The sequence below is a fragment of the Bacillus cereus group sp. BfR-BA-01408 genome (genome assembly GCF_022663305.1).
Lineage (GTDB): Bacteria > Bacillota > Bacilli > Bacillales > Bacillaceae_G > Bacillus_A > Bacillus_A pacificus.
Window position 1 is genome coordinate 1 of the sequence record NZ_JAKUFF010000099.1, and the last position, 13,149, is coordinate 13,149.

Genomic DNA, 13,149 nt, shown 5'->3' on the forward strand with positions numbered 1-13,149 from the left:
GAGGTTGTCCCAAAAGGTCGTTAAAAACGACCTTTTGGAGACAATTTCTTATATTTCACCTTTATATGGATAAAAACCCCAATCATAAATAGAAAACCCATTGTTTTTCTACTTATGATTGGGGTTTTTTCGCTTTTGATTGAGCTGTTGTTGTCCATTTCCGTAAATTATGGGCAACACAAATAAGACCCCATTCCAGTCGATTTTTGGAAAGGCCTCGTAAGGAAAAACGTTGGAAGAAACGATTGTATTTAATATGACCAAATACGGGTTCCACCTCTATTTTTCGCTTTCCATATAATTCTTTACCTTCTTTTGTATGTAAACGTTCGCGTACTTCTTTTCGCTGTTTTTGATTTTTGACAGAGACACTGATAGATTTTGTTTCTTTTCCTTTGGCACATGTTTCTTGAAATGGACAGCCTAAACATTCTGTACAACGATAGGTTCTTTTGATAGAAGTATAACCATTGCTTGTTTGTTGTTTGCTTTCATGTGAAAAAATAAGGCGTTTTTTATTTGCACAAATCCATTCATCTAGTTCTTCCTCATAAAACATATTTTCCACGCGACCTATTTGTTTCGTCCACGCCTTCTTTTGTTCTTTTTCAAACGTATTGTATTTCACATATGCTTTCATTTTTTTCTCTTCACAAAATGCATAGTTTTCTTCACTTCCATAACCAGAATCGGCAACTACATTTTGAGGCTTTACACGATTGTACTTCTCAAATATTTCAAAATGAGGAATCAAACAGGTTGTATCTCCCGCTTTTTGATGAATACTAAACCCTGTAATAAATTGATCCTCGGTTCCGATTTGTATATTGTACCCTGGTTTTAGTTGACCATTTTTCATGTGATCTTCTTTCATCCGCATAAAGGTCGCATCTGTATCTGTTTTCGAAAAGCTATTTCTTTCTTGAAATGTTTCTTTATGAGCTTCGTATTTTATTTTGCGCGGAAGAAGATCATTTTCTAACTGACGCTTTGCTTTTTTCATCGTTTTATTTTTCGGTTCATCTTGTAGGCGTTTTTCTAAGGTTTGAATGGTTTGTTTAATTTTTTCTGAAGTGACCGAACAGGTATCTTTCATTTGTTCTTCTTCTAATTCCGCTTTCTGATCGTCTTCACTTGCTTGTTCAATTGTCGCGACAATTTTTTGGTACTTCTCATCTAGTTTTTGATCATATTTTTCTGTGGATTTTTTCCATACAAACGTATATCGATTGGCATTTGCCTCGATTTTTGTTCCATCTAGAAAATAATCTTCGAGTTTGACAAGCCCTTCTTGTTTCAACAGGTCGATGAGAGAGAAGAAAGTTTCATAAATCACGTCTTTCATGCGCTCCGATCGAAAACGATTGATCGTACGAAAGTCTGGTGTTTTTTCATCAGAAAGCCACATGAAATGGATATTTTCATGGAGTTGTTCTTCAATTTTTCGAGAAGAATAGATTCCTTTTGCGTAGGCATATAATAAAATTTTCAACATCATTTTTGGGTGATAAGGTGGTCTGCCACCACCTGGATAACGTGATAAGAGGATAGAGAGATCCATCGCTTCTACAGCCGTATGAACCACACGTGAAAGATGATGTTCAGGAATATGAACCTCAACATCTAGTGGAAAAGTCAGTTGGTTTTTGTTATAATCTATAAACACAAAAGAATCGTTCCTTTCTTTTGATGATTTGGTTGTGGTGACTTAATTATATCAAAAATGGACGATTCTTTTTTATATTTTCCGTAAAGAAAGAGGTTGCCCAAAAGTAGCTATTCAGCTACTTTTGGGACAACCTCTTCTTTTTATCCTCTTATAACTCCATAGCTTGTCCCAACTAGTACAGTCTTTTCGTGTTGATTGCGATAAACTGACTCGATTGAAACCTTTTTGTATCCTTCCATTTGTTCAATATTTGTTAAAGTTAATTCACAAGTGATCGTATCTCCTGTAAAAACTGGTCTAATAAACTCACTTACTAATTCTCTTGCTATGTAATGTAATTCTTCGCCTACTTTCGTTCCAATACTAGCAGTCAATAAACCATGAACCATTAAACGTCCATTTTCATCATATTCCATATGATGCCTGCCTTTATCCCCTGTAATATTTGCAAATTCAAAAACCTCTTCCTCAGTAAATCTTCTTTCATATTTAAATACATCCCCAACTTTTATACTCATTTTTATCCCCCTAATAATAAACAGAATTTTCTTTCATTTTATCATAAAATGAGTCTCAATTCATTTTCTATTATAAAAAGAACGAAAAATACTTATAGCTGTACTATTTCCTTACTTTTCGCTCCTTTACCGATGCCCATCTCTTTTTGCAGCTTGGTATCCATAGTACGCACATGTTCCATTTCTCGATAATTCTCTCACCTCAAAACCACAACTTCTATAAAAATCAAAATTACTCGCAGAAGTATGCGCAAACCAGTCACCATGTGGCAATTTTTGCAAACAAAGAGCAACAAGTTTCTTACCTAATCCCTTCCCTCTATATTCACATTTCACAACTAAATTTACTATGTTGGCGACCATGATTCCATCAGAAATGACTCTAACCATCGCAATCATCTCTTCTTCATCCCAAATTGTGAATGCCCATGTTGAATTTTCAAATGCTATCGTGAATTTTTCAATTTGCCAAGAAGGGATATTATCATTGCTCCAACCGGCATCTTCGAATAAAGTTTTAATTGCATATGCAGGTACACCATTCGTTCCCTCACGAATAATAAGTCCATTATGATAAATGTACATGTAATCCCCCCTTTATTTTTATATACCATTCTTCAAAAGATGCAATTAACCTTTTTTCATCCAATGCGCCTAATGGAATAAACGAGAACATCCATCCCATGAAATGAAGTTGTTTTCTCATAACTAAGCCCCGTTTTTCTAGCAACAAAGATTGAGGCGGGGTGATCCGGATTAATAAGAGAAATTAATTTATTCATTCGTAACGCTTGAAAGCCATAATCTCGAAATGCTGCCGCTGCTTCTTTCGCATACCCTTTTCCCCAATACCGAGGTAATAACCAATAACCAATTTCAATTTCCTCTTTTCCATCTATTTGCTGCTTTACTAATCCTGCATGACCAATTCGTATTCCCGTTTCCTTTTCAATCAATACAAATAAACCGAGACCGTTTTTATAGCTAGGAATCACCCACTCTTCCAAACTTTTTTTACACTGCATATATGTTTTTAACGTCCCATTTCCAATATAGCGCATTACCTTCTCATTTCCCCATAATGAAGCGTAGAACTGTAAATCATCCATTGTATATTTACGAATTTGTAAACGATCTGTATGAAACATTTCTGCACTCCTTCCCACGAATTTGTACTTACCTACACGATCATGTTTTGGATATATACTTAATGTTACTATCTATTATAAAGGAACTAAAGGTAAAATACAGAATATTCAATCTCTAAACAATTAAAAAAAGGCAGTAGACAAATATTGTCTACTGCATCCATATCATAACTAGCATAAAGAAAACTACAATTGAGGGGGGTGTAGGCTTTTCAAATATACTAGATACTTATCCCGTTCTAACGGGCGGTAAACTTTCCAATTATATGAAAGTGAAAAGTTTACCGCACATAAGAACTTTAGCGATCATTAAGAAAGCACCATTAAGTAGTCAAATACACGCTGTGCTTTTTCTCCACCCATTCGTGCATGTTGAAGAAGAGAAATACCATGAGGACCAGATGCACGTAATGCTTCTGGTTGTGCTACTAAAATAGCTTGTACAACTTCTAATTCTCCAAGCATAGCGGCCGCGAAAATATCCATTCGAGCACCCTTTTCTAATAAATAAAGAGCAATATCTTTACGCCCTATATGTGCCGCTGCTCCTAACGCACTTTCCCAATCTGATCCGCCCCAATTGTAAGAGGCATGAAGTAAACTTGGCGATTCAGCCAACAGTTCTTGTACTTTTTCTAAATCTCCGTGAGCTGCCATAACAAATTCCCTTACTAACTCAGTGGTAATACGTTCTTCTGTTCGCATCTTGCTCCTCCTTTTTTAGAAATTCGCTTCGGTGTAAAAAATGGCTTGTCGCTTCCTTGAAAAATATCTACATCTATGCCAAATACATGTTGAAACATTTCATGACATAACACTTCTTCTGGTATACCGTCATACTGAAGCTTCCCTCGCTTTAATACGAGTAAACGATCACTATATTGAGCCGCTTGGTTAATATCATGTAAAACCATTATAATTGTCATGCCAAATTCCTCGTTTAATCGTTTCACAAGTTCCATTACTTCCAACTGATGAACGATATCTAAAAAAGTTGTTGGCTCATCTAATAATAAGACGTTCGTACGTTGTGCTAGCGTCATTGCAATCCAAGCACGTTGTCTTTCCCCTCCTGATAAAGATTGTAAAAGACGATATTCATACCCTTCAAGATTTGTAACAGACAATGCCCAATCAACAATTTCTTCATCTTCTTTATTTAAGCGATCTCTCCATGATTTATGAGGGCCTCTTCCAAATTCAATTAATTCTTTCACTGTTAAATCTAATTGATGATCATGCATTTGTGGTAACATCGCTAATTGCTTCGCTACATCGGCACTTTTCATCGTATGAATACTTTTTCCATCTAAAACGATATCCCCTTCGCTTTGTTTAAGTAGTCTTGCTATTAAACGAAGCAAAGTAGATTTCCCAGATCCATTCGGTCCAATTAAACTAACGACCTCTCCAGCTTTAATATGTACATTCATATTTTGCATTTGAAATCTTTCAGAATGTGCGTAAAACACTTTATTAACGGAAATCACGCTGTTTCCCCCCTCTATGAATTAAATATAAGAAGAACGGACCGCCTAAGAAGGATAATAAAATACCGACAGGCAATTCAATTGGATCAAACCAACTTCGAGCTATCGCATCCGCGAAAACAAGTAATATCCCTCCACCAAGGCATGATAATGGCAGTAAATATTTATAGTCATTTCCAACTAATAAACGTAACATATGTGGTACAACAAGGCCGACAAATCCAATAAGACCAGAAACACTAACTGCTATTCCAGCTAATAATGTGCTTACTACTATTAAATAAAAACGGCTTCTCTCCACGTTATGACCTAATAATTTCGCCATTTCATCTCCAAGCATTAATACTCGAATATGTTTGATACCGAAGAAGGCCAATATAATAGCGAATATTGCATAATAAATAATCATGTTTAAATGTGCCCAACTTACACCGCCAATACCACCCGCTAACCACGGTAACACGGATTGTACTTTGTCACTATGTAATAACATTAATGCTGACGTCGCTGCACCTATTAATGCATTAATTGACACACCTACTAAGACAATTCTTGAAGGTGGTGCCCCTTTTTGCCATGATAAAGCATAAATGATCATCGCCGTTATGAAAGCTCCTAAAAACGCACCGAGTGGTAAAAACGCCATATGCTGAGGGAATAAAATCATAATTACAATTGCGACAAGGCCTGCTCCAGATGACACCCCGATAATACCAGGGTCTGCAAGAGGATTTCTCATCACCCCTTGCAGCAGTGCACCAGATGCAGCTAAACATGTTCCTACTATAAATCCAACGAGCACTCTCGGTATACGAAGGTCCCATACAATTCGATGAACTGTCGAACCTTCATCTTGTATCCCTGTTACAATATCTCGTAAAGAAAAGGATAGGCTTCCTGCGAAAAGACCGTAAAAAAGACATAAAACCGTTAATACAACTAAAGTAACTGCTATGATCCATCTTTTTTTCGCAAAAGGATGTTCCTTTTCCCTTACTACTTCACTACTTTCCATACTTATCATTTCCTTACATCTTGTATACTTTTATACATAAAGTCCATCGCTTCTGTAACTTTTGTTCCAGGATTTGATCCAAATAAGTCTGGTGGCAAAATAACTACGCGATTTTGTTTTACTGCATCTAAATTTTTCCACGCTTCATTTTTCATCATTTCGCCTTCAAATGCTTTTTTAACGCTATTTGGATCTCCATGTGTAATTAAATAAATTACATCCGGATTCGCTTCAATAATGCGTTCTACACTTAGCTGTGCATATTGCGGATATTCCTTCATTTCTGGAAAATCAGCTGCAATATTTTTCCCACCTGTTTTTTCTAAAATATCACCTGATAAAGAGGTTGGTAATGCTGCTAAATAAGTACCAGGTGCTCCATACACTAGCAATGCTTTCACATCACTCTTTTTCTCATATGTCTTCATTTGATTCGTAATTTTTTGGTTAAGTTCTTTCGCTTTATCTTCTTTCTTCATTATCGTTCCGTATAGTTCAATATTCTTTTGAATATCTTGTACAGAATTCGCAGAAGAAATCATTACTTTCGTTCCTTGCCCTTCAACCGTTGGAACATTCTTTTGGAACCCATTATTAGCAATAAGTACATCGGGCTTTAAGCTAGCAATTTGCTCAAAATTCGGCTGATGTGCATTCCCGATTACTTGTACTTTCTTTATATCCTCTGGAAGAGTTATTTTTGCATCCGGACGACCCACTATTTTTCCGCCTAAAGCATGAATAATATTCATGTCTCCCATACTTAATGTTGCAAAACTCTCTGGCACTTTATCGAATGTTACCTTTCTTCCTGACAGGTCGGTAACTTCTATTTTCTCTTTTCCTTTTTCTGTTTTTGTTGCCGATGCTTTTTCGTCTCCCTTTGCACTGCAACCTATTAATAAGAAAAAAATAGATAAAATCGCTGTAAATAGCGTAATAGATTTTTTCATTCTCCCACCTCTAATTGATAATGATAATCATTAACTACTATTCTACTTTAATTGATAAGGATTATCATTGTCAATATAAAACGCATACATTTTCTAGAAAAAAAACAAAAAGCGTTACAAAAAAGATTCCTTCTTTTTGTAACGCACTATTTATCAATATTATTCGCATTCGTTTCCCTCTAACTTGTCTCGCATCACTTTCACACGCTGAAAGAAAAAGAAAGATAAACTTAAAAATATAACGATGCTCCCAATCATAACAAAAAATTGTATCGTTTCTTTTGCTCCAGTCGGAATCAATAAGCCAACCATTAACAATGTACTGACAGCGAGAAGAATTTGTCCGAACCGAGTATAATCTTCTATCTTTTCTTGTAATTCCTTCATTATATTCTCACTCCTCCATTTCACTGTATCATATTCTATTAAACTGAAAGACAAGTAAATACAGCCATTCTGGGAGATGTTTTCCAAAAGAAAAAGAGCCGCTTTATTGCGACTCTTTTATAAACATTACTCACCTTTATATGCTTTCATATAAATTTCTTTCAGCTCTGAAATGAGAGGTAATTTTGGATTAGCTGTTGTACATTGATCTTCAAAAGCTCTTTCTGCTAATAATCCAACAATCTCTTCAAATTGGTCTTTAGCAACTCCTTGTCCTGCAATACTCATATTTATATTTAAACTTGTTCCGAGCTCAATAATTGCTTTGACAAGTGATTCCACACCTTCTGCAGTCGAACTTGCTGGAAGCCCGAGCATTCTCGCAATATGTGCATAGCGTTCATCGGCTACAAAGTGCTCATATTTTGGGAACAATGCGTGTTTTCTTGGCTTAATAGCATTATAGCGAACTACGTGCGGCATAAGAATTGCATTCGCACGCCCATGTGGAATATGAAATTCTGGTCCAATTTTATGTGCTAAGCTGTGATTAATACCTAGAAAGGCATTTGCAAATGCCATTCCTGCGATTGCAGAAGCATTGTGCATTTTTTCTCGTGCTTCTTCATCATTTCCATCTTTAAATGCTCTTGGTAAATATTTAAATACGAGATCAATGGCCTTTAATGCTAATCCATCTGTATAGTCATTCGCTAAAACAGACACATACGCCTCGATTGCATGCGTTAATACGTCCATGCCGGTGTCTGCTGTTACATGTGGTGGTACTGTCATTACAAATTGTGGATCAACAATTGCTACATCTGGCGTTAATTCATAATCCGCGAGTGGATACTTTATATTATTTTTCTTATCTGTAATAACCGCAAATGGTGTCACTTCTGATCCTGTTCCAGATGTTGTTGGAATGGCAACAAACTGCGCCTTACTTCCTAATTCCGGATATTTACATGTTCGTTTTCTTATATCTAAAAACTTCTGTTTAATTCCATAGAATGTTGTTTCTGGATGCTCATAGAAAAGCCACATCCCTTTCGCGGCATCCATCGCTGAACCACCACCAAGTGCGATAATTACATCTGGCTGAAAACTTCTCATCATTTCTGCACCTTTAAACACAGTTTCATCTGATGGATCCGGCTCAACCTCAAAGAAAACTTCAACTTTCACATCATTTACATGTTTACGTAAATAATGCGTGACCGTATCTACATATCCGTGCTCAACCATTCCTGGATCCGTTACAATAAATGCACGTGAAATGTTAGGCATATTTGCTAAATATGCTGTCGCATGTTTTTCAAAATAAATTTTTGGTGGTAATTTGAACCATTGCATATTCTTTTTTCTATTTGCCAACCTTTTTATATTTAATAAATGCGTCGCTGTTACGTTTTGAGAAATCGAGTTTTTCCCGTAGGAACCGCAGCCAAGCGTAAGTGATGGAATAAATCCATTATATATGTCACCGATTCCACCTTGTGATGAAGGGGCATTTACAATAAGGCGGCAAGCTTTCATACGTAATCCAAATTGCTTTTGCACTTCTTTATTTACAGAATGGATAACTGCTGAATGTCCTAAACCACCGAGGTTTAACATTTCTTCACAATATGTAAATCCTTCTTCTAATGAATTTGCTTTTACACAAGCTAATACTGGACTTAACTTCTCACGAGATAGTGGATATGCGGCTCCGATGCCTTGTATTTCAGCTACAAGCATTTTTGTATTTTTAGGTACAGTAATTCCAACTAATTTGGCAATATACTGTGCGGATTTCCCTACAATATCACTATTTACTGCACATGTATTTTCATTAATAACAAGCTTTTCTAATTTACTTCTCTCTTCCTCGGTTACAAAATAACAATCATTTGCAATCATTTCTGTTTTCACATCATCATAAATTTCCTTGTCTACAATAATTGCTTGTTCTGATGCACAAATCATACCATTATCAAATGTTTTAGATAAAATCAAATCATTAACCGCTCGTTTTATATGCGCTGATTTCTCTATATAACATGGTACATTACCAGGACCTACACCTAGCGCTGGTTTTCCAGTAGAATAAGCTGATTTCACCATACCAGCCCCTCCAGTTGCCAAAACAAGCGCAACACCTTCATGGTTCATTAATTGTTTCGTTGCTTCGACAGAAGGCTTTTCAATCCACTGAATACAATATTTTGGTGCCCCCGCCTTCACCGCTGCATCGTATACTGTTTTCGCAGCTGCAATAGAACAGTTTTGTGCGGAAGGATGAAATGCGAAAATAATTGGATTTCTCGTTTTTATCGCGATTAATGCTTTAAACATTGTTGTCGATGTTGGATTCGTTACTGGTGTTACCCCAGCTACTACACCGACGGGCTCCGCAATTTCTATTATTTCTTCATGAGGATCTTCGTGAATAATCCCTACTGTTTTATCTTTCTTTATGCTATGCCAAATATATTCAGTAGCAAAAATATTTTTAATACATTTATCTTCGTATACACCACGACCTGTTTCTTCAACAGCCAACTTCGCAAGTGGCATATGTTGATCAACACCTGCTAATGCCATTTCATGAACAATGTTGTCAATTTGCTCTTGTGTAAAACTTTCTAATGCTTGTAAAGCCTTTCGACCGTTATTCACTAACGTATCAATCATCTCTTTTACTTCCTGCATTTCATTTACAATTTTCTCTTTGACTACCATGTAAATTCCTCCTATTCTGCTATCTTGGACTAAATAAGGCCCTATAGGTCATAATTAGTCCCGATTAGCGTAAAAAAATAGAATTGCTTTCCTACATGAACTTCATTGTTTGTGAAATATTTCACAAGTTTGTTCGTGAGTAACACTTCATGAATTCAATATACATGAAATCATTTTATTTGTGTATGTCTATTTTGTGAAATATTTCACAAAATAATGTAGTAAAAATGCACTGCCTATACTAGCAGTGCATCTTTACTACGCTAACGCTTGTGCTAAATCTTCAATTAAATCTTCTCCGTCTTCAATACCGACAGAAATTCGAATTAATGTGTCTGTAATTCCTAATTCTTTGCGACGATCTGCTGGGATTGATGCATGCGTCATTTGAGAGGGGATAGAAATTAAACTTTCTACTGCTCCTAAACTTTCAGCCAGCGTAAAGTATTGTAATTTCTCAAGCACTTTATTTAATGTTTCTTCGCTATCTACATCAAATGAGATAATAGCACCAAATCCATTTGCTTGTTCTGTTGCCAGTTCATGGTTTTGATGTGACTCAAGGCCTGGGTAATATACTTTATTTACTTTTGGGTGGTTATTTAAAAACTCAGCAATTGCACGTGAATTCGTTTCATGCTCTTCCATTCGAATTCCTAATGTTTTTAAACCACGAAGTAGTAAGAAACTATCTTGCGGGCCAAGAATGCCGCCTGTTGAGTTTTGTACAAAGTGAAGGTCTTCTGCTAATTGCGGGCTATTTACAACTACTAGACCTGCAACTACGTCACTATGACCTCCTAAATATTTCGTTGCACTATGAAGTACAATGTCTGCTCCTAAAGAAATCGGCGACTGCCAATATGGCGTCATGAATGTGTTATCAATAATTGTTAATAAATCTTTCTCTTTAGCAAGAGTAGATATTTTTTTAATATCAGTAATTTTTAGTAACGGATTCGTTGGTGTTTCTACATAAATCGCTTTCGTATTTGGACGAATCGCTTCTTCAACTTCCTCTAAGTTTGTTGTATCTACAAATGTATGCTCAATACCGAAACGGTTTAATACTTTCGTAATCACGCGGTACGTTCCACCATACACATCATCTGTTAAAATAACGTGGTCACCTTTTGAGAACAACATAATCGTAGCTGTAATAGCCGCCATTCCTGAACCAAATGCGAAACCAGCATGGCCGTTTTCTAATACCGCAATCATTTCTTCTAAAGCTGCACGTGTTGGGTTGCCTGTACGTGAATATTCATATCCTTGATGCTTACCAACTGCTTCTTGTTTGTACGTACTCGTTTGATAAATCGGTACATTTACAGATCCAGTTGAAGGTTCTCCTATGCGAATACCATGAATTAACTTTGTCTTTGCTCTCATTTTTTATTCCCATCCTTTGTATATGTCTTTACTTAAATAGCGCTCACTACTATCAGGAAAAATCGTTACAATATTTGTACCTGGCGCCGCTTTCTCTGCTTCAAGTAAACTTGCATGAAATGCTGCTCCTGAAGAGCTCCCAACAAGAAGTCCTTCTTTTTGCGCTAATTCTTTCACTCGTAAAAATGCATTTCGATCAGAAATCGTATGAATTTCATCAAAATAAGATGTCTTCAAAAATGGCGGGATAAATTCCAGTCCAATTCCTTCGGTCTCATGTGAACCAGCCTTACCACCATTTAAAATAGATCCTTCTGGCTCTACGATAACTGTTTTAATATCTATATTTTTTTCTTTCAAGTAAGATGCAGTCCCCATAAACGTACCGCCAGTTCCTGCTCCAGCAACAAATATGTTAATCTCTCCATTCAATGCGTCCCACAGTTCAGGTCCTAATGTTTTAAAATATGCACGAGGATTCGCCTCATTTGCGAACTGACTTGGAGAGTATGAATTCGGTATTTCATTTACTAACTCTTTTGCTTTTGCAATTGCACCGGTCATTCCTTGCTCAGTCGGCGTATGCACAACCGTTGCGCCTAGTGCTTTCATTAATTCTTGTTTTTCAATGCTAAATTTCTCTGGTACACAAACGATAACGTGTAAATCATGTTGTAACGCTGCGAGTGCCAGTCCAATACCAGTATTTCCAGCTGTCGGTTCAATAATTGTTCCGCCCTCTGTAACAAGCCCTTTTTCTAGCGCATCTTCGATTAATTCTCTTCCTAATCGGTCCTTAACGCTTCCGCCTGGATTATAAAATTCCAGCTTTGCAAATAAACGGACCCCTTCTGGAAGTGAAAAACGAGTAATTTCCACAATTGGTGTATGACCAATTAACTCATGAACTCCACGATATACATTCATCGTGTTCTCCCCCTTATTTGCCGATAAAGAAAAGGCAACTGTATGTATTTTCTTTATATGAGACAGTTGCCTTTTTGTTACATTACTTTAACTCTTCTAGTACTTTTACGATAAAGTTTGTAGAATGAAGAGCTGCTTGATCTAAAAATTGATCAAATGAAACATTTGATTCTTTACCAGCAATATCAGAAAGTGCACGAATGATAACAAACGGAACTTCATATTGGTGGCATACTTGTGCAACAGCTGCTGCTTCCATTTCTACTGCATAAAGGTTTTCAAATTTATCACGAATTGCTGCAACTCGGTTCGGATCACTCATAAATGAATCACCTGTTGCAATCATACCTTTTACAACTTGAATATTTTCTTCTGCCTGCATACATTTTTCAGCTAATGCAACTAATGCTTCATCAGCTTTAAATCCAGGCGGCATTCCTGGTACTTGCCCATACTCATAGTTAAATGCTGTTACATCTACATCATGGTGACGAACTTCTGTTGAAATAACGACATCCCCAACATTTAGAGAATGATGGAATCCACCAGCTGAACCAGTATTAATGACTTTTTCAGGCTTATATCTTTCTAATAAAATTGTCGTTGACATCGCTGCATTTACTTTACCAATACCAGACTTTAACAAGATTACTTCATGTCCTGCTAATTGTCCTTTCGTAAATTCACAACCCGCAACCGTTTCTGTTTCTGCTTGTTCTAATTTATCACGTAAAATACGTACTTCTTCTTCCATTGCTCCAATTACAGCAATTCTCAATCTAATCCCTCTTTCTATTGCTTAGTTGCCTCCATTACCCAAACGAAATGATTTAATCTCGTAAACGTTACATGGAAGCCATTGTTTTCAAAAATAGTCTGCATAATTGGAATACGTGTATAGTATTCTGTTTGCAAATCAT

The 13,149-nt window shown here is 36.4% G+C and carries 13 protein-coding genes and 1 pseudogene; all 14 read right to left on the reverse strand.

Annotation, left to right across the window (positions count from 1 at the left end):
- Window positions 1–112 precede the first annotated feature (112 nt).
- A complete protein-coding gene (locus tag MR083_RS24315; RefSeq protein WP_000469434.1) occupies window positions 113–1,666 on the reverse strand; it encodes an IS1182-like element ISBce1 family transposase in 1,554 nt (517 codons plus the stop codon).
- Between the two features lie 143 nt (window positions 1,667–1,809).
- Window positions 1,810–2,187 carry a hotdog family protein gene (locus tag MR083_RS24320; RefSeq protein ID WP_000025009.1) on the reverse strand — a complete coding sequence of 126 codons (378 nt, stop codon included), beginning with the start codon at window positions 2,185–2,187 and terminating at the stop codon, window positions 1,810–1,812.
- A gap of 126 nt (window positions 2,188–2,313) precedes the next feature.
- Window positions 2,314–2,772, reverse strand: a complete 459-nt coding sequence (locus MR083_RS24325; RefSeq protein ID WP_000276115.1) for a GNAT family N-acetyltransferase — start codon at window positions 2,770–2,772, stop codon at window positions 2,314–2,316.
- Window positions 2,773–2,828: 56 nt separating this feature from the next.
- Window positions 2,829–3,335, reverse strand: a complete 507-nt coding sequence (locus tag MR083_RS24330; protein WP_000469130.1) for a GNAT family N-acetyltransferase — start codon at window positions 3,333–3,335, stop codon at window positions 2,829–2,831.
- Window positions 3,336–3,644: 309 nt separating this feature from the next.
- Window positions 3,645–4,040, reverse strand: a complete 396-nt coding sequence (locus tag MR083_RS24335) for an ankyrin repeat domain-containing protein (protein ID WP_242269959.1) — start codon at window positions 4,038–4,040, stop codon at window positions 3,645–3,647.
- Window positions 4,007–4,825, reverse strand: a complete 819-nt coding sequence (locus MR083_RS24340; RefSeq protein ID WP_000626536.1) for an ABC transporter ATP-binding protein — start codon at window positions 4,823–4,825, stop codon at window positions 4,007–4,009. Before MR083_RS24340 ends, MR083_RS24335 begins: the two co-directional genes overlap by 34 nt.
- Window positions 4,812–5,840 carry a FecCD family ABC transporter permease gene (locus tag MR083_RS24345; protein WP_000445965.1) on the reverse strand — a complete coding sequence of 343 codons (1,029 nt, stop codon included), beginning with the start codon at window positions 5,838–5,840 and terminating at the stop codon, window positions 4,812–4,814. Before MR083_RS24345 ends, MR083_RS24340 begins: the two co-directional genes overlap by 14 nt.
- A 5-nt stretch (window positions 5,841–5,845) precedes the next feature.
- The gene (locus MR083_RS24350; RefSeq protein WP_242269960.1) at window positions 5,846–6,793 is read right to left on the reverse strand and encodes a helical backbone metal receptor; all 948 of its coding nucleotides are present in this window, start codon (window positions 6,791–6,793) and stop codon (window positions 5,846–5,848) included.
- A gap of 159 nt (window positions 6,794–6,952) precedes the next feature.
- A complete protein-coding gene (locus MR083_RS24355) occupies window positions 6,953–7,180 on the reverse strand; it encodes a YrhC family protein (protein WP_000661447.1) in 228 nt (75 codons plus the stop codon).
- Window positions 7,181–7,306: 126 nt separating this feature from the next.
- Complete coding sequence (gene adhE / locus MR083_RS24360; protein WP_242269961.1) at window positions 7,307–9,910, reverse strand: bifunctional acetaldehyde-CoA/alcohol dehydrogenase; 2,604 nt, start codon at window positions 9,908–9,910, stop codon at window positions 7,307–7,309.
- A gap of 258 nt (window positions 9,911–10,168) precedes the next feature.
- Complete coding sequence (locus MR083_RS24365; protein ID WP_001201908.1) at window positions 10,169–11,302, reverse strand: bifunctional cystathionine gamma-lyase/homocysteine desulfhydrase; 1,134 nt, start codon at window positions 11,300–11,302, stop codon at window positions 10,169–10,171.
- A 3-nt stretch (window positions 11,303–11,305) separates the two neighbouring features.
- On the reverse strand, window positions 11,306–12,229 hold the full coding sequence (locus MR083_RS24370; RefSeq protein ID WP_001103854.1) for an O-acetylserine dependent cystathionine beta-synthase: 924 nt from the start codon (window positions 12,227–12,229) through the stop codon (window positions 11,306–11,308).
- 82 nt (window positions 12,230–12,311) lie between these two features.
- Window positions 12,312–13,007 carry a 5'-methylthioadenosine/S-adenosylhomocysteine nucleosidase gene (gene mtnN, locus MR083_RS24375; RefSeq protein ID WP_001217039.1) on the reverse strand — a complete coding sequence of 232 codons (696 nt, stop codon included), beginning with the start codon at window positions 13,005–13,007 and terminating at the stop codon, window positions 12,312–12,314.
- Between the two features lie 14 nt (window positions 13,008–13,021).
- A pseudogene (locus MR083_RS24380) lies at window positions 13,022–13,149 on the reverse strand (SAM-dependent methyltransferase); the annotation flags it as partial.